Annotated in this window: 22 protein-coding genes and 4 tRNA genes; 21 read left to right on the forward strand and 5 right to left on the reverse strand. The window is 49.5% G+C overall.

All coding sequences use genetic code 11. The features are described 5' to 3' along the window. The 11 genes from carA (at position 1) to gldE (ending at position 9650) form a co-directional block, all read left to right on the forward strand. Positions 1-1074, forward strand: a complete 1074-nt coding sequence (gene carA / locus BMY63_RS00960; RefSeq protein ID WP_091914160.1) for a glutamine-hydrolyzing carbamoyl-phosphate synthase small subunit — start codon at positions 1-3, stop codon at positions 1072-1074. Further along, on the forward strand, positions 1071-4301 hold the full coding sequence (gene carB / locus BMY63_RS00965; RefSeq protein ID WP_091914162.1) for a carbamoyl-phosphate synthase (glutamine-hydrolyzing) large subunit: 3231 nt from the start codon (positions 1071-1073) through the stop codon (positions 4299-4301). The genes carA and carB overlap by 4 nt, the downstream gene beginning before the upstream one ends. 93 nt (positions 4302-4394) lie before the next feature. Further along, positions 4395-5540 carry a hybrid sensor histidine kinase/response regulator gene (locus BMY63_RS00970; protein WP_091899317.1) on the forward strand — a complete coding sequence of 382 codons (1146 nt, stop codon included), beginning with the start codon at positions 4395-4397 and terminating at the stop codon, positions 5538-5540. Beyond that, complete coding sequence (nspC, locus tag BMY63_RS00975) at positions 5483-6670, forward strand: carboxynorspermidine decarboxylase (RefSeq protein WP_176771031.1); 1188 nt, start codon at positions 5483-5485, stop codon at positions 6668-6670. Before BMY63_RS00970 ends, nspC begins: the two co-directional genes overlap by 58 nt. Before the next feature lie 183 nt (positions 6671-6853). Continuing rightward, a tRNA-Gly gene (locus BMY63_RS00980) sits at positions 6854-6926 on the forward strand. A 49-nt stretch (positions 6927-6975) separates the two neighbouring features. Further along, a tRNA-Leu gene (locus BMY63_RS00985) sits at positions 6976-7057 on the forward strand. A gap of 24 nt (positions 7058-7081) precedes the next feature. Then, positions 7082-7165, forward strand: a tRNA-Leu gene (locus BMY63_RS00990). Positions 7166-7250: 85 nt separating this feature from the next. Then, positions 7251-7323: transfer RNA gene (locus tag BMY63_RS00995), tRNA-Gly, on the forward strand. 27 nt (positions 7324-7350) lie between these two features. Further along, the gene (locus BMY63_RS01000) at positions 7351-7896 is read left to right on the forward strand and encodes a hypothetical protein (RefSeq protein WP_091899319.1); all 546 of its coding nucleotides are present in this window, start codon (positions 7351-7353) and stop codon (positions 7894-7896) included. Between the two features lie 18 nt (positions 7897-7914). Beyond that, positions 7915-8328 carry a single-stranded DNA-binding protein gene (locus tag BMY63_RS01005; protein ID WP_091899320.1) on the forward strand — a complete coding sequence of 138 codons (414 nt, stop codon included), beginning with the start codon at positions 7915-7917 and terminating at the stop codon, positions 8326-8328. Between the two features lie 2 nt (positions 8329-8330). Continuing rightward, positions 8331-9650, forward strand: coding sequence for a gliding motility-associated protein GldE (gene gldE, locus BMY63_RS01010; RefSeq protein WP_091914164.1), 1320 nt, complete (start codon positions 8331-8333; stop codon positions 9648-9650). A 12-nt stretch (positions 9651-9662) separates the two neighbouring features. Here gldE and BMY63_RS01015 read toward each other — a convergent pair whose 3' ends face one another. After that, positions 9663-10931: a clostripain-related cysteine peptidase gene (locus BMY63_RS01015; protein ID WP_091914166.1), complete on the reverse strand. Its 1269-nt coding sequence runs from the start codon at positions 10929-10931 to the stop codon at positions 9663-9665. Positions 10932-11129: 198 nt separating this feature from the next. Between BMY63_RS01015 and BMY63_RS01020 the strand changes: the two genes are divergently transcribed. The 5 genes from BMY63_RS01020 to BMY63_RS01040 all read left to right on the forward strand — a co-directional run bounded on the left by BMY63_RS01020 (position 11130) and on the right by BMY63_RS01040 (position 15457). Beyond that, positions 11130-11462: a hypothetical protein gene (locus BMY63_RS01020; RefSeq protein WP_091914168.1), complete on the forward strand. Its 333-nt coding sequence runs from the start codon at positions 11130-11132 to the stop codon at positions 11460-11462. Positions 11463-11504: 42 nt separating this feature from the next. After that, a complete protein-coding gene (locus BMY63_RS01025; RefSeq protein ID WP_091914169.1) occupies positions 11505-13595 on the forward strand; it encodes a TonB-dependent receptor in 2091 nt (696 codons plus the stop codon). 35 nt (positions 13596-13630) lie between these two features. Then, positions 13631-14050 carry a hypothetical protein gene (locus BMY63_RS01030; RefSeq protein WP_091914171.1) on the forward strand — a complete coding sequence of 140 codons (420 nt, stop codon included), beginning with the start codon at positions 13631-13633 and terminating at the stop codon, positions 14048-14050. Between the two features lie 12 nt (positions 14051-14062). Beyond that, the gene (locus BMY63_RS01035; RefSeq protein WP_091914173.1) at positions 14063-14536 is read left to right on the forward strand and encodes a DUF4625 domain-containing protein; all 474 of its coding nucleotides are present in this window, start codon (positions 14063-14065) and stop codon (positions 14534-14536) included. A 273-nt stretch (positions 14537-14809) separates the two neighbouring features. Then, positions 14810-15457 (forward strand): glycoside hydrolase family 25 protein, encoded by a 648-nt coding sequence (locus BMY63_RS01040; RefSeq protein ID WP_256218926.1) that lies wholly within the window; start codon positions 14810-14812, stop codon positions 15455-15457. A 27-nt stretch (positions 15458-15484) separates the two neighbouring features. On the opposite strand, the gene BMY63_RS01045 is transcribed toward BMY63_RS01040, so the two are convergent. From BMY63_RS01045 to BMY63_RS01060, 4 genes are read right to left on the reverse strand one after another with little or no spacing between them, the layout of a single operon-like run. Next, positions 15485-16312 carry a hypothetical protein gene (locus tag BMY63_RS01045; RefSeq protein ID WP_091914174.1) on the reverse strand — a complete coding sequence of 276 codons (828 nt, stop codon included), beginning with the start codon at positions 16310-16312 and terminating at the stop codon, positions 15485-15487. 2 nt (positions 16313-16314) lie between these two features. After that, positions 16315-17589: a Na+/H+ antiporter NhaC family protein gene (locus tag BMY63_RS01050; RefSeq protein ID WP_091914176.1), complete on the reverse strand. Its 1275-nt coding sequence runs from the start codon at positions 17587-17589 to the stop codon at positions 16315-16317. Between the two features lie 18 nt (positions 17590-17607). Then, positions 17608-19101, reverse strand: a complete 1494-nt coding sequence (locus BMY63_RS01055) for a UxaA family hydrolase (RefSeq protein ID WP_091914178.1) — start codon at positions 19099-19101, stop codon at positions 17608-17610. Positions 19102-19119: 18 nt separating this feature from the next. Next, a complete protein-coding gene (locus BMY63_RS01060) occupies positions 19120-20187 on the reverse strand; it encodes a LacI family DNA-binding transcriptional regulator (RefSeq protein ID WP_091914180.1) in 1068 nt (355 codons plus the stop codon). 187 nt (positions 20188-20374) lie between these two features. Here BMY63_RS01060 and BMY63_RS01065 point away from each other — a divergent pair, with 187 nt between their 5' ends. The 5 genes from BMY63_RS01065 to BMY63_RS01085 all read left to right on the forward strand — a co-directional run bounded on the left by BMY63_RS01065 (position 20375) and on the right by BMY63_RS01085 (position 26669). Continuing rightward, positions 20375-21397 carry a sugar kinase gene (locus BMY63_RS01065; RefSeq protein ID WP_091899331.1) on the forward strand — a complete coding sequence of 341 codons (1023 nt, stop codon included), beginning with the start codon at positions 20375-20377 and terminating at the stop codon, positions 21395-21397. Between the two features lie 16 nt (positions 21398-21413). Next, a complete protein-coding gene (locus BMY63_RS01070) occupies positions 21414-22082 on the forward strand; it encodes a bifunctional 4-hydroxy-2-oxoglutarate aldolase/2-dehydro-3-deoxy-phosphogluconate aldolase (RefSeq protein ID WP_091899909.1) in 669 nt (222 codons plus the stop codon). Between the two features lie 63 nt (positions 22083-22145). Beyond that, the gene (locus tag BMY63_RS01075; protein WP_091914182.1) at positions 22146-25364 is read left to right on the forward strand and encodes an ATP-binding protein; all 3219 of its coding nucleotides are present in this window, start codon (positions 22146-22148) and stop codon (positions 25362-25364) included. After that, the gene (locus BMY63_RS01080) at positions 25346-26065 is read left to right on the forward strand and encodes a DUF5932 domain-containing protein (protein ID WP_091899333.1); all 720 of its coding nucleotides are present in this window, start codon (positions 25346-25348) and stop codon (positions 26063-26065) included. Before BMY63_RS01075 ends, BMY63_RS01080 begins: the two co-directional genes overlap by 19 nt. Next, positions 26055-26669, forward strand: a complete 615-nt coding sequence (locus BMY63_RS01085; RefSeq protein ID WP_256218890.1) for an AbgT family transporter — start codon at positions 26055-26057, stop codon at positions 26667-26669. Before BMY63_RS01080 ends, BMY63_RS01085 begins: the two co-directional genes overlap by 11 nt. Positions 26670-26747 lie beyond the last annotated feature (78 nt).

Genomic DNA, 26747 nt, shown 5'->3' on the forward strand with positions numbered 1-26747 from the left:
ATGAGAGATGTAACACTCGTCCTGTCGGACGGAACAAAATTTCACGGGAAGAGCTTCGGCTTTGAGGCGCCCGTATCTGGAGAGGTGGTGTTTAACACGGCGATGATGGGCTATCCTGAAAGTCTGACGGATCCCAGTTATGCAGGACAGCTGATGACGCTCACCTATCCGTTGGTAGGTAACTACGGTGTGCCCCCGTTTACCACAGAGCCTAACGGTATCGCCACCTTCATGGAGAGCGACAGAATCTATGCTTCTGCTATCATCGTGAGCGATTATAGCGAGGAGTATTCACACTGGAATGCCTCGGAGAGTCTGGCCGACTGGCTGAAACGGGAGAAGGTGCCTGGCATCACGGGCATAGACACCCGACAGTTGACGAAGGTGCTCAGGGAGCATGGTGTGATGATGGGACGTCTGGTGTTTGACGATATGCCAGAGACTCAGGATTTCACTGACTACGGCAGCATCAACTGGGTGGAGCGTGTGTCGTGCAAGGATATCATCCGGTATAACGAGGGAGCCGGTCGGAAAGTGGTGCTTGTTGACTGCGGTGTGAAGAACAACATCATCCGTTGTCTGATCAACCGCGGTGTTGAGGTGATCCGCGTGCCATGGAACTACGACTATACCGACATGGACTTCGACGGTCTGTTCCTCGCCAACGGTCCTGGTGACCCTGATATGTGTGTCGAGGCCGTGGATATACTGAAGAAACAGATGTCTCTCTCACGTAAACCTATCTGTGGTATCTGCATGGGAAATCAATTGCTTGCTAAGGCTGGTGGTGCCACGATATACAAACTGAAATATGGTCATCGTTCACATAACCAACCTGTGCGTGAGGTGGGCACGAACCGCTGCTATGTCACCTCACAGAATCATGGTTATGCCGTTGATGCATCGACACTTGGTAACGACTGGAGAGAACTCTTCGTGAATATGAACGACGGTAGTAACGAGGGAATACGCCATTTGTCGCATCCTTGGTTCTCCAGTCAGTTCCACCCCGAGGCTTGTTCGGGTCCCGTAGATACAGAATTTATGTTCGACCGTTTTATTGAAACATTATGAGATACGAGAATATACAGAAAGTCCTGTTGCTTGGCTCAGGCGCATTGAAGATCGGTGAGGCTGGTGAGTTCGACTACTCCGGATCACAAGCACTGAAAGCATTGAGAGAGGAGGGCGTAAAAACGGTTCTCATTAATCCGAACATCGCCACCGTGCAGACCTCGGAAGGAGTAGCCGACGAGATCTATTTCCTCCCGGTACAGCCCTACTTCGTGGAACGTGTCATCCAGAAGGAGCGTCCCGACGGCATCCTGCTGGCGTTCGGTGGACAGACGGCTTTGAACTGTGGTGTAGAACTGTATAAGAGTGGGGTATTGGAGAAGTACGGTGTAAAGGTGTTGGGAACACCAGTACAGGCCATTATGGATACGGAGGACCGTGAACTCTTCGTGAAAAAACTCGATGAGATAGGGGTGAAGACCATTAAGAGTGAGGCTTGTGAGACGATCGAACAGGCACGCAAGGCAGCCAAGGAACTCGGTTATCCTGTGATCCTTCGTGCGGCTTATGCCCTCGGCGGACTTGGTAGTGGATTCTGCGACAACGAAGAAGAATTGAATCGTCTGGCTGAGAAAGCCTTTGCTTTCTCGCCGCAGGTGCTTGTGGAGAAATCGCTGAAGGGTTGGAAGGAAATCGAATATGAGGTGGTTCGTGACCGTTACGACAACTGTATCACCGTTTGTAACATGGAGAACTTCGACCCACTCGGCATCCATACTGGTGAGTCGATCGTGGTGGCTCCGTCGCAGACGCTGACCAATTCTGAATATCATAAGCTTCGTGCCTTGGCCATCAAGATCATCCGTCATATCGGTATCGTCGGAGAATGTAATGTACAGTATGCCTTCGACCCAAGTTCGGAGGACTACCGTGTCATTGAGGTCAACGCCCGTCTGTCGCGCTCTTCTGCGTTGGCATCGAAGGCGACAGGCTATCCTCTGGCTTTCGTAGCTGCCAAACTTGGTATGGGATACGGACTCTTTGAGTTGAAGAACTCCGTGACGAAGACGACGACGGCCTTCTTCGAACCCGCCCTCGACTATGTGGTGTGTAAGATCCCACGTTGGGATCTTTCAAAGTTTCGTGGTGTAGACAAGGAGCTCGGTTCATCCATGAAGTCGGTCGGTGAGGTGATGGCTATCGGCAGAACTTTTGAGGAAGCTATACAAAAAGGTCTCCGTATGATTGGACAGGGTATGCATGGTTTTGTGGAGAATAAAGAGTTGCAGATACCGGATATTGATGCGGCCTTGCGTGAGCCGACAGATAAGCGTGTGTTTATCATCTCGAAGGCTATGCACCTGCCGGAATATGATATCGATAAGATTCATGAATTGACGAAGATCGACAAGTGGTTCCTGCAGAAGTTAAAACATATCATTGATATCGATGAGCAACTGAAGAAACAGAATATCAACACGCTTGAGAAAGATCTGCTCCATGAGGCGAAGGTCTATGGCTTTACGGACTTCCAGATTGCACGTGCCATCGGTCTGGAGAAAGAGATTGAAAACATGCACCATGCGTCGTTACTGGTGCGTAACCGTAGAAAACAGTATGGAATCCTGCCCGTCGTGAAGCAGATCGATACTCTGGCAGCCGAATATCCGGCACAGACAAACTATCTGTATGTCACTTATTCAGGTGTGGACAGCGATATTCAGTATGAGAAAGACAAGAAGAGTATTATTGTGTTGGGAAGCGGTGCCTATCGTATCGGTTCCTCGGTAGAGTTCGACTGGTGTGGGGTGCAGGCTCTTAACACCATCAGAAGAGAAGGCTGGCGCTCTGTCATGATTAACTATAATCCGGAGACAGTCTCTACCGACTATGATATGTGTGACCGCCTGTATTTCGATGAGCTTACCTTTGAGAGGGTGCTGGATATCATCGATATGGAAGAGCCGTATGGTGTGATTGTTTCGACAGGTGGTCAGATTCCCAATAACCTCGCGATGTATCTTGATGAGCAGCATGTGCCCATCCTTGGTACGAGTGCGCAGGATATTGACGGTGCCGAGGATCGTGCTAAATTCTCGCAGATGCTCAATGAGATTGGGGTCAATCAACCAGAGTGGAGTGCATTGACCTCCATGGAGGATATCGACCAGTTTGTAAACAGAGTGGGCTTCCCGGTGCTGGTTCGTCCGTCGTACGTGCTCTCCGGCGCCGCCATGAATGTCTGTTCGAACAAAGAAGAACTGGGACATTTCCTGCAACTGGCAGCCAATGTCTCGGAAGATCATCCAGTCGTGGTGTCGAAGTTCATTGAGAATGCCAAGGAGATCGAGATGGACGCTGTGGCAAAGGATGGCGAGATTCTGGCCTATGCCATCTCCGAACATATTGAGTTTGCCGGTGTCCATTCCGGTGATGCCACCATCCAGTTCCCTCCGCAGAAACTCTATGTGGAGACGGTACGCCGCATTAAACGTATCAGTCGTCAGATTGCTAAGGCACTCCATATCAACGGTCCTTTCAATATCCAATATATGGCAAGGGAGAACGATATCCTGGTTATCGAGTGTAATCTCCGTGCCTCACGATCCTTCCCCTTTGTTTCGAAGGTGTTGAAACTCAATCTGATTGACTTGGCCACGAAGGTGATGCTGGGACTGCCGGTGGAGAAGCCTCATAAGAACCTGTTTGACCTCGACTATGTGGGTATCAAGGCAAGTCAGTTCTCGTTCAACCGTCTGCAAAAGGCCGACCCTGTGTTGGGTGTGGACATGGCCTCGACGGGTGAGGTGGGTTGCTTGGGTGATAACTCAAGCACGGCCTTGTTGAAGGCCATGCTGTCTGTCGGGCATCGTATCCCTAAGAAGAGCGTCCTCCTTTCTACAGGAACAGCCAAACAGAAAGCCGATATGCTTGACGCTGCACGGATGCTGGTGGCTCATGGCTATAAGCTTTATGCTACAGGTGGTACATCGAGGTACCTGTCGGATAATGGTGTAGAGAATACCATGGTGTTCTGGCCTTCAGAGCCCGACAAACAGCCACAGGCGCTGGATATGCTTCATCAACACGAGATCGACATGGTGGTCAATGTTCCGAAGAACCTATCGGAAGGTGAGTTAACGAATGGATACAAGATCCGTCGTGCTGCTATCGACCTGAATGTTCCGTTGATTACAAACAGTCGACTGGCCAGCGCGTTCATCAATGCATTCTGTACTATTAATCTTGACGAAATCGGCATCAAGTCGTGGGCTGAGTATAAATAGCAGGTATACAAAAGACGAAAAAATAGTGCAATAATTTGGCTATGTCAAATTATTGCATTATTTTTGCAAACACATATGTAATACTGACCCAAAATGGATGCTGGAGAAAGCTTAGAGTCTAAAATCAACCGTAGTGAGTATAAAATACTTATCGTCGACGATGTAGTCAGTAACGTGCTGCTGCTAAAGATCCTATTGACGAATGAGAAATTCCAAGTCTGTACGGCCAATAATGGAAACATGTGCATTGAGATGGCCAAGAAAGAGCATCCGGACTTGATTCTTCTGGATGTGATGATGCCAGACATCAGTGGTTTTGATACTGCTGTTATCCTGAAGAAAGACGAGGAAACTAAGGATATACCTATTATCTTCCTGACGGCACTGAACACGCCGACAGACCTTGTGCATGGTTTCCAGGTGGGTGCAAGTGACTTTCTGACAAAGCCGTTCAATAAGGAGGAGCTGGTCATGCGTGTCACACAGCAGATATCACTTGTGGCTGCAAAGCGTATCATCGAACATCAGAACGAAGAACTTCGTGCTACGCTTAACAACCGTGATAAGATGTATTCTGTCATTGCGCATGATCTACGTTCACCTATGGCCAGTATACGTATGGTACTGAACTTGGTAGTTGCCTCCACGACACCGGAACTTGTTGGACCGGAATTGTATGAGTTGCTGGACAAGGCCAATAGAGAGTCGGAGGAGGTGCATGATCTCTTGGATAACCTTCTGAAGTGGACGAAGAGTCAGACCGGTCGACTGAACGTTGTTGAACAAGATCTTGACTTAAACGACATCATTCCTGGAGTTGTCGATATCTTCGAGATAATCGCACAAACCAAGCGAATCAAACTGAACCTGCAAGGGTCGGACACACATCTGGTGGTCAGGGCCGACAATGATATGTTGAAGACCGTAGTCCGGAATTTTATTTCCAATGCTATTAAGTTCTCCCCAGAGGACTCTTCTATCGACATCGTAGTTCGGCAGGAAGGTGATTATGCCAAGGTGAGCGTACGGGATCATGGTGTTGGTATCGCAGCTAACCGTCTTGATTCGATTTTCCGTAAGGGTGAGACAACCTATGGTACCGGTGGTGAGGAGGGGTCCGGTCTCGGACTTCTGTTGTGTCAGGACTTTGCCCAGAAGAATGGTGGTATGTGTACAGTAGAATCCGTCGAAGGACAGGGGAGTACGTTCAATGTTCTTATCCCACTAAAGAAAGAATAATGTCCACACCTATTTATATAATAGAAGAAACGAAACTTCGCCGCAATCTCAAGCTTATCGCTGGTGTTGCGGCGAAAGCAGATATAGAGATTATCCTAGCCTTTAAGGCTTTTGCCTTGTGGAAGACGTTCCCAATTATTCGTGAGTATATTCATGCCACCACGGCAAGCTCACTCTCGGAAGCTCGTTTGGCATATGAGGAATTCGGGGCACCTGCTCATACCTTTTCGCCAGCTTATACGGATGATGAGATTGATGAGATTGCACGTCGCTCTTCGCATCTGACTTTCAATTCGCTCTCACAGTATGAGCGCTACCATCACCGTGTCAAGGATGTGTCGCTTGGTCTCCGTATTAACCCAGAGTATTCTGAAGTGGGCACCATGTTGTATAATCCCTGTGCACCTGGGACACGTTTCGGTGTTACCGCGGATAAGTTGCCTGAGCGTCTACCGACGGACATTGATGGGTTTCATTGTCACTGCCATTGTGAGAGTGGGGCAGATGTATTCGAGCGCACGCTGGTACATATCGAAGAGAAGTTCTCGCGTTGGTTCCCTCAGTTGAAATGGATTAATTTCGGAGGTGGCCACCTGATGACACGTCGGGATTATGATGTGGAACGGTTAATCTCTTTGATGCGCGGTTTCCATGAACGCTATCCGTGGCTGAAGGTGATACTGGAACCTGGCAGTGCTTTCGCATGGCAGACCGGACCTCTGGTATCTCATGTGGTGGATGTCGTGGAGGATAAAGGTATCAGGACCGCCATTTTGGATGTCAGTTTCACTTGTCATATGCCCGACTGTCTCGAGATGCCTTATTTCCCTGATGTCCGCTATGCCATCCACGTTGATGACAATACACTATCATCGACAGCCAACCGCCATCTCTATAGATTAGGTGGCAACAGTTGTCTGAGTGGCGACTATATGGGATTCTGGCAGTTTAATCATGAGTTGCAGATCGGTGAAGAGGTGATATTTGAAGATATGATTCATTATACAACGGTGAAGACAAATATGTTTAATGGCATTTCTCATCCGGCCATTGCTATGCTTCATATGGACGGGAAGTTGGAGATTTTGCGTGAGTTTGGCTATCAGGATTACAAAAATCGGATGGATTAGAACTTTTTTAGAAAAAAATGTCTGAAAAGTTTTGCCAGTTCCGAAAAAAGCATTACCTTTGCACTCGCATTTAGAGAAATGCCTTTTAGAAAGCGCGGAATTCTCCCGCAAGCCGAGAGCAGAACAATAAGTTTTTATGCTGAAGCGCTGTTGAGAATGCTGATTGTTTTCAGAAGAAAATAAGCGGAAATAGCTCAGTTGGTAGAGCACAACCTTGCCAAGGTTGGGGTCGCGGGTCCGAGTCCCGTTTTCCGCTCACATCTTGAACAAAAAGAGGCATTAGAGATTGGCTTTAATGTAAAAATGCCCAGGTGGCGGAATTGGTAGACGCGCACGTTTCAGGTGCGTGTGCCGCGAGGCGTGCAGGTTCGAGTCCTGTTCTGGGCACTCTTTTTATTCAACGTGTTTGTTGGAGAGGTGGCGGAATTGGTAGACGCGCTACTTTGAGGGGGTAGTGTCAATTGCGACGTGGGAGTTCGAGTCTCCTCCTCTTCACATAGCAGAATTTTCGCGCAAGCCGACCGTATAGAACTTACTTTTATACAGAGGTGCCGCCGAAAATCTTGACTGTCGCAGACAGGCGGAAATAGCTCAGTTGGTAGAGCACAACCTTGCCAAGGTTGGGGTCGCGGGTCCGAGTCCCGTTTTCCGCTCTTATATTAGGAAAACAACAATTTTAGATGAATTTATATTTAAGATATTTTGACCGTGAAACGTTAGTTTCCACAGTTGATGAAGCTATCGATTTCCTACGTTCCATTGACGAGATAGAAATGGACCCCATGTTAGAGGCAGATATCCGTGAATATGCTGCGAGTGATGTGTTCTATCCTAAAAGATATAAGATTCATCCCCGTGTCTATTTTATCATTATAAAGACGGAGGCTGCTACCATGCAGGATTTCAAAGATAAGAAGGCTGTGCATTCTGCCAGTGATGGTGTACCAGCGAAACCTGTGACGTCAGCAGTGGCACGACTGAATGAGATCAGACCGGGATGGTATGAAGGCATGCTCGATTTCAAGCGTGTACTTTTGATACCTGGAACAGGTAAGTTTCAGTACCGTGATACGCAATTTGTCGCTCAACTGAAGGCCAATTCTGGCATGGACTGCTATGAGCGTATCATCGAGCATCTTCGTGACCGTGTCGACGAACGTAGTCAGTTCCCTTCTGCGAAAGGAAAGAATTTCAAGTTCCGTTATCTTGGAAAGGCACGAGCATAATTAAGAAAGGAGGAGTCTATGAATAAGGTAATGCTTATTGGTAATGTTGGCCAGGATCCTGAAGTACGTTATGTTGATCAGGGGGTCGCTGTTGCCCGTTTGCGTTTGGCAACGACGGAGCGTGGTTATACACTTCAGAACGGAACGCAAGTGCCGGATCATACCGACTGGCATAATGTGATTCTGTGGCGTCGGCTGGCTGAGATTGTTGAGAAATATGTACATAAAGGAGACAAACTTTATGTTGAGGGTCGTGTTCGCTACACTTCGTATGATGATAAGCAGGGGCAGCGTCGTTTCGTGACTGAGATATGGGCCGACAATATTGAGTTGTTAAGTCCGAAACCTGCCACAGCAACAGGTGCCACGGTGAATGAGTCTATGGAGGCGCCCCAGCCTGACAATCATCCTGAGAAGGATCTGCCATTCTAAGCATGGATTATCTTCAACAGATACTCAGTGACGTTCATTTTCTAGACCCCACCATGGGAGCAGTCGTGGCAGGGTTGTTGGCCTGTCTGCTTCTCGTATTCTCAGGTTATGCCTCTGGTTCAGAGATTGCCTTCTTTTCATTATCTCCAAAGGATCTAAACGACCTTGACGAGGAGAAAAATGAGCATGATAAGCAGATTAGCGCTCTGCGCGCAGATTCAGAGCGTACACTAGCTACCATTCTCATTACCAACAATTTGGTCAATGTTACCATCATCATGCTCTGTAACTATTTCTTTGATCATGTCATTGATTTTGGTATTGCCTATTGGTTGCAGTTCCTGGTGATAACGGTCCTATTGACATTCCTTCTCTTGCTTTTCGGTGAGATTATGCCGAAGGTCTATGCCGGTCAGCATGCTTTGGCATTCTGTCGTTTCTCTGCTAGTGGGATTATTCATCTTCGCAAACTATTCTATCCTTTATCATCAATACTGATTCGCTCGGGTATGTTGGCAGAGAAAGTGGTTCAGAAGGAGAGTCATGTGTTGAGTGTCGACGATTTGGAGCAAGCACTCGAGTTGACCGATGAGAATGAATTGAGAGGAGAGAAGAATATGCTTGAGGGTATTGTTCGCTTTGGTGACGAGACAGCCAAAGAGGTGATGACTAGTCGTCAGGATGTCGTGGACTTGGATTTCCGGTCTTCTTTTTCTGATGTACTGAAATGTATCGTGGAGAACAATTACTCCCGAATCCCTGTCTATCAGGGCTCCATCGATAATATCCGTGGAATCTTATATATTAAGGATCTATTGCCTCATCTGTCGAAACCTGCCTCTTTCCGTTGGCAGTCGCTCATCAGACCGCCTTATTTTGTTCCTGAGACGAAGAAGATCGATGACTTGCTCCGTGAGTTTCAGGAAAACAAGGTGCACATTGCTATTGTGGTCGATGAGTTTGGTGGTACCAGTGGTATCATCACCCTTGAGGATGTACTTGAAGAAATCGTCGGTGAGATCAATGACGAGTACGATGACGAGGAGAAAAGTTATGTACGGTTGAATGCCAATACCTATATTTTTGAAGGTAAGACGTTGCTGAGTGATCTATTTAAGATCTTGGATATTGACGATGAGACTTTCGAGGAGGTGGAGGGTGATGCCGACTCGCTAGCAGGATTGCTTCTGGAGATCAAAGGTGATTTCCCGGACCTTCATGAGCGTATAGATTATAAGAATTTCACCTTTGAGGTAACGGAACTCGATGGTCATCGTATCTCAAAGGTGAAAGTCATTATCCACGATTCAGCAGAAGCGTAGTCTTTCTATAGTCTACCATCCGTACTGTTGCCACCTGATGACATTGTTCCATTGATAGCTCTGGATGGTGGTGTTCCATATAGGAGAGGTCAATCGGTAGGTATTTCTTGGGAAAAACATGCTGACGCATCCATTCTCAGATGCTTTTATATCGAATTGTTCCATGTTCGCACTCAGCAAGGAACTGTTTGTCATCCAACGTGCCGAGAAGATGGCATAGGGGACGGCCTTCTCGAAGGCCTTTTTCCATACGTTAAAGTCTTTATCCGCTGTATTCTCTAACAGCATCTGTCGCATGTCATACGCATAGCGGTTGTTACTGTAGACGCCATAATAGGTCATACCCTCAAAGTCAAGAGGGTTCTGTTCTTGAACATCCAGTCTGTCTGCTATTGTATGAAGGATGGTCGCCGTAGCCTGTGCCAACTCTTCCAATTCGGACGTCTTGAAGGTTGACAGCGGGACACTATAGCCTTTCAGGTCGCCAGGGATATAGTTGTAATACTTATCGGAATGGCTCTTGTATTCCTCCAGATAATAATTATAATAATGGTCTGTTAGAGTACGGTAGAAAAGTTCATTGGAATTGAACAGATCGGGTACGATAATGTCATATGGAGCCCCCTTGTCGGGAATCTCTGCCGGCGAACCGATCACATAGTCCGTCACATGACGTAACTCATAGGCCACTTCTACACAACTGAAATTACAACAGTCGGCAAACACGAACTTCAAGGCCTTGTCGCCCATGGCCCTGGCAATAGCCCGACTCATCGACGGGATATTCATCCAGTATTTGCCGGAACTTGAAGAGGTATTTCTACCCGTGTCTCCGCCGTAGGCACGACTGGCGGCATAGGGGATGGAGTCGTTGCTGACAAGCCAACCCGATGCATGTCCCCAGAGCACCAGTCCGTAGGAGGCAGCCGGATAGTTTTGTCTGGTATAAGACAGAACTTTCTCCATTACGGCAGGATCGGCTGTGATACTCTCTTCCATGCTGACGGAGTCGACTAGAACACCATTCTTGATTCTTGCGATATATGGAGGGGTTGTTTCGGCCTGATCGACATAGACGATAAGATTCTGACGTTTGTCAAGCGATTTTGAGCCGGTTTTCATTTCTTCCAGATCACTTGCGGCAAACGAGTTGAGATTATTCTCTGCCGCCATATATACAAGAACAGTACGCTCTGACTGTTCATCGACCGGATGGTCGTCGTGATGATGACAGGCAGTGAAGAGGCATGGGCCGAACAATATAAATAGACATTTACGCATATTTCATTATTTTTCTGCAAAGGTAGTAATATTAATTAATAAATACTCCGTCTCGGCAAAAAAAAGAAACGTGTTTCTTTGTTTTAGCTCAACTTTTTGTTATTTAGGACTTCGCTTGAAGTACGCCTGCTCGGAAAAACACAAATAAATTTGGTTTTTCTCTTGCTTCTTTGTACCTTTGCAAGCGTGAATCTAAGGATGAAGCGATATATTGCATCTTGGATACTGTTGGCAGCGTTCCTGCCAATGGTTGTTTTGTCGTCTCTCCATATTCACGAGACCACTCAGACCACAGATACGAAATGTGCTGCTTGCGTGCATCATCACTGCGGCGGACACATGACGCAGTATGATGGGCAGATGCACCAGTGCGTACTCTGTCAGTTCTTGACATTGTCTATGCTGGCTGCTGCAACGGTGGTCGTGCTGTTTATTAATAAGTATGGCGAACAGGCGTTTGCCAGTTTCATATGCCGATATACCCCTCGGGTGTACGGTGTGGTCAGCCTCCGTGCTCCTCCGTTTGTTTGAAAGAATAAGGTACAATCTCATTTTTTCAAATAAACAACCAATATGATCATAGCTTTATTGGCTGCGGCGATGTGGACCTGTGCACCGGCCGACAGCACAATCGCCCTTGACGGGGTGACTGTGACTGGTCAACGGCAGCGTGACTTCCAGATGCGTACGTCGCAGTCGGCTGTGCAGATCAGCCATGATTATCTGCAGCAGAATTTTGCGGGAAGCCTGATGCAGACACTTGAGGGTGTCCCAGGCATCAAGGCGATGGCCATAGGTTCCGGACAGTCGAAGCCAACGATTCGTGGCTTGGGCTTCAATCGGTTGGCTGTTACCGAGGACGGTATCAAGCACGAGGGACAACAATGGGGCGACGACCACGGACTGGAGATCGACCAGTTTGCCGTGGATCGTGCAGAGGTCATCAAAGGACCGGCAGCACTGCTCTATGGTAGTGATGCCATCGGTGGCGTGTTGAACCTCTATGCTAATCATATCCCGACAAAGAAGACGGAAGGGGCTGTCCAACTGTTCAGTCGTTCAAATAACGAACAGTTAGGGATGTCGGCGAAGGTTGGTGGACGGTCCGGCAACTGGTTCTACCGTGCCATCATGACACTCATCGACTATGCCGACTATCAGGTGCCGACGGATAGTATCCAGTATTACTCCTATTATATTAAGCTGAAGGATAGACGGTTGCGTAACACCGCTGGTCTGGAGCGTGATGGGAGCGTGATGCTGGGCTATGCTGGTTATAATTTCCATACCGACTTACGCGTATCCGACTCATATTCGAAGAGTGGCTTCTTCGCCAATGCTCATGGACTGGAAGTACGGTTAAGCGATATCGACTACGACCGTCATCGTCGTGATATCGACCTACCATATCAATGGGTAAACCATCTGAAGGTGCTTAGTCATACGACATGGCGTAGTGAGTCTCTGATGGTAGAGGCCAAACTCGCGTATCAGAATAACCTGCGTGAGGAACGGTCGGAACCCGTCAGTCATGGTTATATGCCCAAGCCCGACAGTCCGTTGGAGCGTCGCTTCAACAAGAGCACTTACACGGCTAACCTCGGACTGCGCCTGGCATTAGGTGAACATCACGAGTTGAGTACCGGCATCAACGGCGAATATCAGTATAATCGTCGTGCTGGTTGGGGATTCATCATCCCTGATTTCTCGACGTGGAGTCTGGGCGCTTATGCCTTTGACCGTTATACCGTAAACGAGCATCTGAAGTTGAATGCGGGTATTCGATATGATCATGCCTATACACATATTGATAGTTACAACGACTGGTTCCTGACGCCTACGTTCAATGGTGATTCGGCCTATGTACAGCGTTCAGCCAACCTCCGTCGGCATTTCAATAGTGTTACGTGGTCAGCAGGTGTGAACTACACCACCGGTGGTTGGGTGCTCAAAGCGAATATCGGAAAGAGTTTCCGAGTACCTATTCCGAAGGAGTTGGGCGCCGATGGTATCAACTATCATATCTTCCGCTATGAGCGAGGCAACAGCGATTTGGCGCCTGAGGAGTCGTATCAGGTCGACCTGGGTTTGCATTGGGATAATGAGGTGTTGTGTGTGCAGGTGGATCCTTATCTGAACTACTTCCCTAACTACATCTATCTGAACCCGACGGCACAGTATGTCGAGGGACTGCAACTCTATCACTACACGCAGGCCGAGGTGCTGCGCTATGGTGTGGAGGCACAGATGAACTGGATGATGACATCCCATTGGGAGGCGGAGCTGAAAGGTGAATATCTGTATGCCGAACAGAAGTCGGGTGAGAAGAAAGGTTACACCTTACCGTTCTCTACACCATGGTCTACTGATGCCACCATCAAGTATTCCTTCGACTACCATGGTAAGGGCTTTGCTAGTCTGAACGCCCACGTCGTTGGAAAACAGAATGAGATTGTACCACCGGAAAAGCCCACAGACGGGCATTGGACACTTAATTTCTCGGCAGGAAAGCAATTCCCGTTGGGTGGTAGTGTCCTGAAGATTGCGCTTCATGCAGACAACCTGTTGAATAAGCGTTACTTCGACCACACCAGCTATTATCGGCTGATAGACGTGCCCGAGCCGGGACGTAACTTCTCGATGATGATAGGGGTGGAGTTCTGAAATAATGATAATATATTAAAAACAAAAAGACAATTATGAAAAAGTATATATATATGAGCCTGATGATGGCTCTCCTGTGTGTTCTCTCTCTCAGTTTTACCGCTTGCGACGATGACGACGACGATAAGTTGCCGGCTCCAGAGATCACCATCAACGAGGCAAATATCGAGGATGATGTACTCTGTGTGCAGGCAGACGTGGTGGCCAAAGGTCGTACAGCATCTATCCTGTTGACCATTACCGGGCAAAACGGTACCGTCAAGGCAAGCCAGGCTGTTACAGATAGCAAGTATATCGGAGTACTGAATATCGACGGATTCCATGTTCACGTGGATATCGCAGACAAGAATGTTGAGGAAGGTGATATCCTGGAGATGAGCGTCACCGATGGACAGGGACTCACCACCACCTCCAAGAAGAGTATCACTGAGGAGGAAGATGACGACGACGAATAATCCAAAATAAACATGAAGAAAACTGTAATATCACTCTCACTGCTGTGCGCACTCTGTGCGTGCAGCAGTTCTGACGATGACGAGGCAAAGGACATGTCTCAGCCCATCATTACCGATCAAGGAATCACCGCTAATCCTATCGACTGTCAGGTCTACCACCGTGGTGAGACCATCCCCTTCAACTATTTCTTCACCGATGATACGGAGCTTGGCACTTACAACATTGAGATTCACAACAACTTCGATCATCACACCCATAGCACCTCATCGGTGGAATGTCCGATGGATGCTTTGAAACAACCAGTTAAGCCATGGGTCTACAATCAGGATTTCGCCATCCCGACGGGGTTGAGACAGTACGATGCCAAGATAAACATACCCATCCCTGCTGACATTGATCCCGGTGACTACCATTTTATGGTGCGTCTCACAGACCGTGCCGGTTGGCAGCAACTTAAGGCTGTTGCCATTAAGATTACAGAGTAGGGTTGTTAATACGAGTGAAATGCCATTGAAAAATGTTTTTTTCTTTTGTGTTTCACTCGTATATTTGTAATTTTGCCCCCGCAAAACCAGAACATCATGAAGAAACTCTCTATATTATTGGTATTACTAATTGCTTTGATGACCGTAGGGGAGGTGTCTGCCCACCGTTCAAGAAGTAGGAAGCTACATGGTCGACACAAAACCCACCGAGTGGTTAAGAAAGGTAGGAGACACAGACCCGTCAAGCGTATCGCAAGACTTCGACCGGTGAATATGCCGCAGGACGATCAGCCTATGATCCTGTGTGAGGATACCTGTGAGCATGTGCATGGTATCGATCTGTCGCATTATCAGGGCCAGGTGTTCTGGGAGACGGTTGGCGAGAATACCAAGTTGGCGTATGTCTATCTGAAGGCTACGGAAGGGGGCGACCGGATCGACGAACGGTATGAACGTAATATAGAACTGGCTCATCGCTATGGCCTGAAGGTTGGCTCCTACCATTTCTTCCGTCCGAAGACACCCTTGCAGCAGCAGTTGGATAACTTCAAGACCCAGTGTCTGCCTGGAGAACAAGACCTGATACCGATGATTGATATAGAGACAACAGGCGGTCTGCCGACGGACATCTTCTGCGACTCATTATTCAAGTTCCTGGGGATGGTTGAAAGGACCTATTGTCAGCAACCTTTGCTCTATACGTTCCGGAACTTCTACAACAAGCACCTTCTCGGGAAGATCGACGATTATAAACTGATGATTGCCATGTATACCGAAGAGGAGCCGGTATTGGCAGACAATCGGGATATTACGATGTGGCAGTATACCAGTAAAGGACGGATCTTCGGTGTCAACGGGTTTGTGGACAAAAGTCGTTTTATGGGCTTCCATAGTCTGCGTGATATCCGGTATATACACTGAACAGCCGCCTGACAGTTGGCCGTCATGCTATTCCTCTATATGTGATAGGGAGTGTACAAACGAAGAGAAGAAGTTGGTGACGCTCTCGGAGGGATAGTAATGGAAGTATCGCGCAGAACGGCGTACATGACTGAAGATGGCAGAGGTATTACTGTGCACGAAGATATTCTCATCGCCCTGAGAGAAATACCAGTCTTTTGATCGGGTGTTCGCAAAATCCACCAGTTCCTTGGCAATCTTCTCTACATGGATGTCTTTTCCTTCTTTTAGGAACGGCAGATCCTGATGCTCGAAGCCACATAACCGGACCAGGAACTCGCCTTCAAGTTGAGCCATCTGGGTCAGGTGGAGGTCCTCGATCCATCGGCCTAACATCTCGAAATCAATCTCTTTGTGATGCTGGCGTAGGTATATCCCCAACTCCACCATTTGTCGGATGGGCAGTCCCTCGTTCAGGATATGACGAATCACCCTGATCATCTTTAATAACAGCCGACGGGTGGGAATATCAGAGTCCTCATCGTCAAGGATAGCCTGCAGTCTGCTGTTCAGGAACGGGTTGGTCAGATGATCAGGACGCAGAAAACTATCTTCCTCCAACTCAGCCGTTACTGGTTTTTTACTGCTCTTTTCCGCAACCGTCTTCCACTCTTTCCATTGTGTCTCTGTCAGGCGCAGGAAAAACTGATCCTTACAGCGGAGTAATCCCTGATAACAGTAGGGAGTGATATCATGCAGGACGGCCAACTGGTAGACGCGTCCCCATTTATAGACAGACATCGGCTCTATCTGTTCTGTCGTCTGGAAAACACCACTTCTCAATAGTCTGAAGAGATTGCGCTGTATGATGTCCATGACTATGAATATCTTTTAGGATAGCGGAAAAAGATTGCCATGATTGCTACCACTCCCAAGGCGAAGGGGTAATAGAGATAGGGAATCATCGCGATGGGATTCAGTGATGCCAGACCTGCCGCTATCAGCATCTGCGCCCCATAGGGAATGAAGCCCTGCATGACACAGGAGAAGGTATCGAGGATAGAGGCACATTTCTTGTTGTCGACACCATAACGGTCGCCAATCTGTTTAGCGATACCGCCAACGGTCAGGATGGCAACGGTGTTGTTGGCCGTACACACGTCAACGAGTGACACCAGAGCGGCAATGCTCATCTCAGCACCTCGTTTGCCATTGACATGACGGGTCAGTTGGTGGATTACAAAATCGATACCTCCCTGTTGTCTGACCAGTTCTAAGATGCCTCCGGCCATCATCGTGACGATGATCAGCTCACCCATCGAGAGGATGCCTTCGCCCATGGCACCCATCCATCCGTACAGTTCGAAGGAGCCCGTCACCAGACCGATGCCACCTGTCAGAAGGATGCCTAATGTCAGTACGGCCATGACGTTCATGCCGAAGATGGCGGTCACCAGCACGACCAGATAAGGGAGAACCTTCACCCATTCTACCTGGGGAATATGCTGTGGGGCACTCACGTGGAGTCCAATCAATAGGTAGATACCAAGAATCAGAATGGCCGCAGGAAACACCAGAAAGGCATTGACACGGAACTTATCGCTTAGTCGGCAGCCCTGTGTCTGGGTTGCCACGATGGTGGTGTCGGATATAAAAGAGAGGTTATCGCCAAAGAAAGAGCCACCGACGATAATGGCAGTCATCAACGCCACGTCGGTGCCAGTCTCCGAGGCGATGCCAACCGCAATAGGTACCAGGGCTGCTATCGTACCCACACTGGTTCCGATGGAAAGTGAGATGAAGCAGGCGGCGAGGAACAGGCCTGCCAGAATCATCTGTGGAGGCAGCAGACTGAGCGTCAGGTTGACGGTCGCATCGATACAGCCCATGGCCTTTGCAGAGTGAGCGAAGGCACCGGCCAGAATGAAGATCCAGATCATCAGCATCATCTGTTCTGTGGCGGCTCCACGACTGAAGGCGTTGATACGTGACATCAGAGGTCTACCACCAGAGATGATAATCGCATAGATGCTCGACACCATGAAAGCCACAGTGATGGGAATCTTGTAGAAATCACCAGCGATGATGCTGGTGACAAGATAGAAGGCTACAAATACCATCAACGGGGATAATGCGATAAGTCCTTTTCTCATCCTTTTACCTTTATATCTTTATAATGTGACTCCGTTCTTGAAGATTGCAATTTCGCGGTAGTCATTCTGCTCGTTCTTCGCCAGTTCGCCGTTGGCCACACGGATCACCTTGTCGATGAACTCCTGAACGAGTTCCTGCATGGAGCGTCCTTCTAATAGCTGACCGGCAGAGAAATCGACCCATCCCGCTTTCCGGCGTGCCAGGTCGGGGTTCGTGGCGATCTTCATGGTTGGCACAAAAGTACCGAAGGGAGTGCCACGTCCTGTTGTGAAGAGTATCAGATGGCATCCGCTGGCGGCGAGTGCCGTGGCAGCCACCAGATCGTTGCCTGGAGCCGAGAGCAGGTTCAGACCGTCGTGCTGCAGACGATCGCCATACTCTAGGACACCATTCACAGGTGCTTTTCCACATTTCTGCGTACAGCCCAACGCCTTATCCTCGAGGGTTGATATGCCACCGGCCTTATTCCCCGGACTCGGATTCTCGCCGACCGGTTCGCCGTGCGAAAGGAAATAGTCTTTGAAGTTGTTGACCATCGAGACCGTCTGCTCGAAGAGCTCTTTAGTACGACAACGGTTCATAAGAATGGTCTCAGCCCCGAACATCTCAGGCACCTCTGTCAGGACGGATGTGCCTCCCTGTGCTACCAGCCAGTCGCTGAACTCACCTATAAGGGGATTGGCCGTGATACCAGAGAATCCGTCGGAGCCACCGCATTTCAGGCCGACCCGTAGTCTGCTGACTGGTACGGTCACGCGCTGATCCTGGCGGACTGTCTCATAGAGTGCCCGCAGGATATCCATGCCTGCCTCCATCTCATCCTCCACCTTCTGGGTGACGAGCAGTTTGATACGATCCTGGTCATAGTCGCCCAGCATCGCCATGAAGTCGTCAGGCTGGTTGTTCTCGCATCCCAGACTGAGCACCAGGACGGCACCGGCATTGGGGTGCAGACAGATATCACGGAGCACCTTCCGGGTGTTCTCGTGATCGTCGGACAGTTGGGAACAACCGTAGTTATGATGCCATGCATAGATGGCGTCAACCCCTTCGCCACAGGTCTCACGTCTTAGTTCCTGAACAAGTCGCTCGGCAATCCCATTGACGCATCCGACCGTCGGCACGACCCATATCTCATTGCGCACACCTACATCACCGTTCCTTCTTAGATAACCCTTAAAGGTGCGGTTGTCATTTTTGATATTAAGTTGCTCGTTTATAGGGGAGTACGTATATTCGAGTTTACCGGATAAATTAGTCTTCAGATTAGTCTCATTGACCCAGTCGCCCGCCTTCAGATCAACCATCGCGTGTCCGATGGGGTAACCGTATTTGATGATATTCTGTCCCTTAGACACATCGTTGATGAGTATCTTGTGTCCGGCAGGTGTATCTTGGTTGACAACTATCTGTCGCCCATCTACCTCGATGATAGCCCCTTTTCTTTTGTCTTGCAGACACACGACGACGCTGTCTGCCTGATTAATTTTTATATAAGTAGTTAATTCCATGCGTGAGGTCAGTCTGGATTATATGGCCGTCCTACGATAGAAGGCCACATTCTCCTTTGTCAGAATCTCGATAGGCATATAGTTGACCGGTGTGACAGCGCGCTTCATCACGATAGCCTCGAAGAGAGCGTTCACGCTGGCATATCCCTGTTGGTAGGCGTGCTGTGCGATGAGGAACGAAATGCTGCCTTGTCGAACACACTCCTCGTTCTTATGCACCATATCGTAGCCCATGATTTGGATATCCCGACGGTTGCTTCTCTGGAGGAATTCCCCGACGAGGTGTGCCTTTGAGTTGAAGGTGATACAATGGTGAATCTGAGGATGAGCCTTGAAGAATTTCTCCAGGATGGTGTCGTATTCCTTGCGCTCCTCGTCAAGCGGCAAGTCTACTTCCGAGATCTTGATCTCAGGGAAGTGATCCACCATATAGTGACGGAAGCCTGTCTCCCGGTTAGCCTGCTGCTTGGATCCCACGTTTCCGTCGCGTGTCTGCTTGACGATGGCGATCTCCTTTTCCTTGGAGGCGATGAGCATCAGCATCCGCGCTGCGAAATAGCCGCTGGCAAATGAGTCTTGTCCGAAGAAGGCCAAGGGCTTGAGGTCGGGCATATAGGAGTCGAGCAACACATAAGGAATCTTACGCTCCATGAGTTTCTGGGTGAAACGAGAGGTCTGTTCGAGCGTGGAGGGTACGATGATCACCCCGTCGATCTTAGCCGTGAAGAGCTCACGGGCCATCTTCGTGAACGACTGGTGGTTGAAGCGCTCGTAATAGACGAACTTCAGTGAGATACCGAAATCACGGCGGAAATCAGTACATGCCTGGGCCCCTTCCTCTATCTCGTCCCAATAAGCCTCCTGTTCGTGCTTGGGCAGTACGATATAGAAGTCGTAGGTCTTGTTGTAGGCGAGGGCAGAGGCATACATATTGGGACGGTAGTCCATCTCTGCCAAGGCCTTGTTGACCTTCTCGAGAGCCGACTTACTGACGTTGGGACGGTTGTGTAGCACACGGTCCACTGTTCCTGTTGAGACACCCGCTCTAGCGGCAATGTCCTTAATGGTTATATTCTCCTTTGGCATATTTCACCCTTTTTGGGGCAAAGGTACAAAGAAAAACTGAGAATATGCACTACTTTTTTAAATAATCTGTCAGAAAACGTTTCCGTAAGTATTTTCATACTAAACATTTGGTAGTTTGGAAAAATGTCCTTACCTTTGTCCTCGCAAACGAAATTAACAAGTTAAATCTATCATTAAATCAAAAACAATGGCTAAAATTGTAACATTGGGCGAGATTATGCTTCGCCTGTCGCCCCAGGGCAATGACCGTTTCATTCAGAGTGAGTCTTTCCGGATTATTCCAGGTGGCGGTGAGGCAAACGTGGCAGTTTCTGTAGCCAATTACGGACATGATGCATATTATGTATCCAAGCTTCCCAAGCACGAGATCGGACAGATTGCTTTGAACGCTCTGCGTCGTTATGGGGTGAACACAGAATATATTGCTCGTGGTGGTGACCGTATCGGGCTATACTATGCCGAGACAGGAGCCTCGATGCGTCCGTCTAAGGTGATCTATGACCGTGCCCATTCTGCCATTGCAGAGGCTTCTCCTGCCGACTTTGATTTTGACAAGATAATGGAAGGTGCAGCGTGGTTCCATTGGAGTGGTATCACCCCAGCCATCTCCGACAAGGCCGCAGAGTTGACGAAGCTGGCCTGTGAGGCTGCTAAGCGCCATGGCGTTACGGTGTCTGTAGACCTGAACTTCCGCAAGAAGCTGTGGACCTCGGAGAAGGCTATCTCCGTCATGCGTCCGTTGATGAAGTATGTGGATGTATGTATCGGCAACGAGGAAGATGCAGAGCTCTGTCTCGGTTTCAAGCCCGATGCCGACGTGGAAGGCGGTCAGACTGATGCAGCAGGTTATGAGGGTATCTTCAAGCAGATGATGCAGGAGTTCGGCTTCAAGTATGTGGTGTCTACACTCCGCGAGAGCTACAGTGCCACCTATAATGGTTGGAAGGCTCTGATCTATGATGGTAAGGAGTTCTATCAGAGCAAGCGTTACGAGATCAATCCGATTATCGACCGTGTGGGTGGTGGTGATTCCTTCTCTGGTGGTCTTATCCACGGTCTGCTGACGAAGAAGACACAGGGCGAGGCTCTGGAGTTCGCTGTGGCAGCCTCAGCTCTGAAGCATACGATCAATGGTGACTTTAATCAGGTCAGCATTGACGAGGTAGAGGCGCTTGCCGGTGGTAGTGCTAATGGTCGAGTACAAAGATAAAAAAGCGAGTCATATTATGGCAAAGTTTGATAAGATAGCCGTCCTGAAGAAGATCGGTGACACGGGTATGGTTCCCGTATTCTATCATAAGGATCTGGAGACATGTAAGAATGTGGTCAAGGCCTGTTATGAGGGTGGTGTCCGCGCCTTTGAGTTTACCAACCGTGGCGACTTCGCCCAGGAGGTATTTGGTGAACTGGTGAAGTGGGCCGACAAAGAATGTCCTGAACTGGCCCTGGGTATCGGTTCGGTGGTCGATGCCCCGACCGCTGCTCTTTATCTACAGTTAGGCGCCTGCTTCGTCGTAGGTCCCCTGTTCAACCCCGACATTGCTCCCGTCTGCAATCGTCGTCTGGTACCTTACTGCCCGGGCTGCATGACAGTCAGCGAGATCGGTAAGGCACAGGAACTGGGATGTGACCTGACAAAGGTGTTCCCTGGTGATGTCGTTGGTCCGAACATGGTGAAGGGGCTCAAGGCTCCGATGCCGTGGTCGAAGATCATGGTGACCGGTGGTGTGTCGCCCGACGAGGAGAACCTGACTAAATGGTTCAAGGCCGGCGTGTTCTGTGTAGGCATGGGCTCAAAACTCTTCCCCTCAGACAAGGTGAAAGCCGGCGACTGGCAGTATGTCACCGACAAGTGTCGTGAGGCTCTTGGCTACGTAGCAAAGGCTCGTGCATAATCCATATACCCCTTCCGCCTGACTGTCTGTCAACAGAAGTCGGTGGAAGGGGTGTTTCTAACTATGAGACTCTGGCTAATCGTTCTCTCAGTCATTCTCTTTTCAGCATGTTCTCGCACAGACAGACGGGCGATAGACAGGCTGAATGATATCTCCTATGCTTATCACTATCGGGATGCCGACTCCACGGAGTCGTATGCCCGGCGCGCCTATCATGAAGCCGATGGCTATCATGCCGGCAAGGCCGAAGCCATGAACAATCTGGCTTTCGTCCATATTGTCAGGATGCAGTATGACGAGGCGGAGCGACTGCTGACGGAGGTGCCAAAGATGACCGACAATCAGATTGAGATACTGATTGCCTATGTGCAGCAGATGCGTCTTTGTCAGCGTCGTTCCAGGAACCGTGAGTTCCATGAGTTCCGTGAGAGGGCCGACCATGCGGTGCGTCGTATCCATGAGGAGTGGGATCAGCTCTCTGAGCATGACCGTCAGCGGATGCTCTATGCCGAGACGGAGTTTGCTATTGTCAACTCGACGTACTACTATTATGTAGGACTGGAAGAACAGTCCATCGAGGCCTTGTATGCCATTAACCCCGATGAGGTACAGAAAGACACGGCTCAATACCTGAACTATCTCTATAATGTCGGTGCCGGCGGCATCATCACAGAAGGAACACAGAAGGAGATCAACCAACAGGAGTTCGATCATCTCATGCGTTGTCTTCTGTTGGCACGTAAGGGCAACTATCCCTATTTTGCCGCTAATGCCCTTGAGGCACTCTCTGAGCATCTGACCGATCCGCACGACCGGCAACAGCTGATAGCTGATAACCTGCCGGCGTCGAAGTTCATCAATCCAGAGAATGTTGCCGACGAGGACCTGCCGGGTGTCCTGGCGGAGAACGCGCTTTATATTTTCGAGACATACGGAGATGTATACCAGATTGCCGGCGCCTACCGAACGCTGGCCTCCTGTTACCGACAGACGGGTGATTATGAGTCGGCACTCAACAATCTTGAGCAGGCTCTTTCCGATACGATCATCAACCAGGCACCCGACCTGGTGGCGAGTATCCGTGAGCAGATGAGTGTGGCTTATGCCGCTATAGACGATAAACAACAGAGCGACTACAACCGAAATCTCTACCTCGACCTGCAGGAGACCACCCGTCAGGACCGGCAGTTAGAAGCTCGAGCTAGTCTGTTGGAGAAGACCGTCACCCAGTTGAATATGATGCTGGTTGCCGTGGTGATCGCGATCGTCCTGTTGCTTTTCTTCCTCTGGCTGTTCAATCACATGAACAAAAGGCACAGTCAGGAGGACCAACCCGACGATCTCTTTGACCAGAAACAAGAAGAGTTGAACGCCCAACTGCTCCGGTTGGAGACCAGTGAGCGGCGTAACCTGGAGCAGCGGGCCAAGATCTCGCTGGTCAACAGTGTGACTCCCTTTATAGACCGTATTATCCATGAGTTAAAGGCACCCCATGGTGGGAATGTCGATTATATCCGTGAGCTGACCGATCAGATCGAGGATTATAACGATGTGCTCACTCACTGGATCCAGCTCAGGCAAGGTGAACTGAGTCTTAAGATCGAGAGCTTCCCCTTACAGACCCTCTTTGATATGATCAGTAAGAGTCGTACCGCCTTTCAGATGAAAGGTGTGGAGCTGATGGTAGAGCCGACAGACGCTGTGGTCAAGGCCGACAGGGTGCTGACGCTCTTCATGCTGAACACGTTGGCCGACAATGCCCGTAAGTTCACGGACAAGGGTGGTCAGATCCGCCTGTCTGCCGTTCTGGATCAGCAGTATGTGGAAATCTCCGTCGAGGATACCGGTGCAGGAATGAGCGAAGAACAGCTTAGTCATCTCTTCGACCATAAGATTGTGGAGGAGCATGGCTTCGGACTGCTCAACTGCAAGGGTATCATTGAGAAATATCGTAAGGTGAGCCAGCTCTTCTCTGTCTGTGCCATTGATGCGACCAGCACACTGGGCAAGGGCAGTCGCCTGTTCTTCCGTCTGCCGAAAGGTGTCATGCGTTCTGTCGGCTATTGGTTGCTGTTTGTTGGTCTTTGGGTATCTGGAGTTACCCGGGCGCAGGCGTCAGACATCTTTGCGATGGACGAGACAATGACACGGGCCAGTGCCTATGCCGATTCCGCCTATTTTTCCAATATCAACGGCACCTATGAACGGACCTTGTTTTTTGCCGACTTGTGCCGCTACTATCTGAATAAGCATTATCGTCAGCTGGAGCCCCATGGCCGCTATCTGATGCGAGAGATGGGGAACCTGTCGATGCTCGCACCGGAGATCAAGTGGTTCCACGACAGTCTGGACATCAACTACAATATCATTCTGGATATCCGTAATGAGAGTGCCGTGGCGGCGCTCGCCCTGCATCAGTGGCAGCTCTATGCCTATAACAACCGTATCTACACGCAGCTGTTCAAGGAGATGTCGGCAGATAACACGCTCGGTGACTATTGCCGTACCATGCAGCAGTCGCAGACGAACAAGACCATCGCCATCATCCTGCTTATTCTGATGCTAGTGTCTATCGTGCCTGCCTATTACCTGTTGTACTACCGTCATCGTCTCTACGACCGTTTCCTGAAAGAGCAGCAACGCCAGACGGACCTGGAACTGCTGGGCGATGAGCTCCGGAAGGCGGAGCAGGAGGATAACAACCTGCATGTCTCCAACGCGGTGTTGGACAACTGTCTCTCGACTCTGAAGCATGAGACGATGTATTATCCCAGTAGGATCCAGCAATTACTGGAGGTAGGCGATAACGACTCTCTGTGCGAGGTGACCGACTATTACCGTGAGTTGTATGGCGTACTCAGTCTGCAGGCCACCCGACAGGTAGAACGTACCAAGCTCCATCTGAAGCCCATCGTCCTCGCTCCTGCGGACGACGGTCGTGAGGAGGTGAGGATCCTCGGGGATGAGACCCTGATACGTTATCTCTTTGATATCCTCAGGAAACAGTCGGGACAGAAGAAGCTCGACATGTCGTTCCGCCAGAAGGAGAAGGCCTATATCGATGTGCTGATCCCGATGCCGGCCCTGGAGATGACAGAGGAACAGGTATCCCTGCTGTTCACCCCTTCCAAGGAGCATATCCCTTATCTGCTATGTCGGCAGATTGTTAGAGACCACGGTGAGGCAACTAACCGTCGTGGTTGTGGTATCTATGCCACCATAATCAATGGAACAACAAATATGATAATAACATTACCAAGCGTATGGAAAACTTCAAAGTAATAATCGTTGAGGACGTGCCTCTTGAACTCAAGGGAACGTTAGGCATCATTCGTAATGATATCCCTGAGGCAGAGGTCATCGGAACGGCAGAGAACGAACAAGCATATTGGCGACTAATCAAACAGCAGAAACCCGACCTCCTGCTTCTAGATCTGGGTCTGGGTGGTTCGACAACCATCGGTGTGGAGATCTGTCGGCATACCAAGGAGTTGCATCCCGATGTCAAAGTGCTGATCTTCACTGGTGAGATCCTCAATGAGAAGTTGTGGGTCGACGTGCTTGATGCCGGTGCCGACGGTGTGATCCTGAAGACAGGAGAGCTGCTCACCCGCCGCGATGTGAACGCCGTGATGGACGGTAAGCAACTGGTGTTCAACGAGCCGATCCTCGAGAAGATCGTGGAGCGCTTCAAGGCTGCCGTCAGTGGACAACTCGTGAAACAGGAGGCTCTCGTCAATTATGAGATCGACGAGTATGACGAACGCTTCCTGCGCCATCTCGCCCTTGGCTACACCAAGGAGCAGATCACCAACCTGCGTGGCATGCCTTTTGGAGTGAAGAGTCTTGAGAAACGTCAGAACGAACTGATCCAGAAGCTCTTCCCAGAGGGCAGTAGTGGCATCAATGCGACGCGTCTGGTCGTACGTGCCCTTGAGTTACGTATCCTTGACATCGATAACCTGGAGCCTGATGAAGAGTAGGTACGAGCGATATATGTCTTTCCTGACCAAGGAGGGGGTAGGGGTGATCGCCTCTGTGCTGTTGTGTGCCGAGGCCCTACTGATCATTCTCTCGTGGATCCTCTCCACGACCATGACAGAGGGGATACGCTCCCTCCTGTCATCGGAAGGCATACGCTGGTTCTTCGGCTCTTTCACCAGTGTCATCGCATCACCGATGCTCGTATGGCTGTTGCTGGCGCTGATAGCCATCGGCAGTCTGCAGAAGAGTGGTCTGACGACTTGGCAGCGTAACTACCGCGACCGTCTGGCCCTCAGGGTGGCCACCGTCTCCCTTCTGATCTACCTGGGCTTGATTGCGTTATTGACATTCCCGCCTCATGCCATCCTCCTCTCGGCAACGGGTAATCTCTTCCCGTCGGCCTTCAGTCGCAGTCTTGTCCCCATCATTGCTTTCGGTATCTGCGTGTTTTCCATCACCTACGGGGTGGTGTCTGGACGCCTGAAATCCCTCTCATCCATCATCCATGCCATGTCTTTCGGTATCGAGAGGGGAGCCGTCCTGTTTGTCCTTTACATTCTTCTCATACAGTTCTATGAGTCCTTACGTTTTGTCTTCGGATAAAACATCATTTTTAGGTATTGTAGCATTTCTTATTTCTACTTACCTTTGCACGCAGAAAACTCTCTCAACATGAGTTCA

It is taken from the genome of Prevotella aff. ruminicola Tc2-24, from assembly GCF_900110895.1.
Classification (GTDB): Bacteria; Bacteroidota; Bacteroidia; order Bacteroidales; family Bacteroidaceae; genus Prevotella.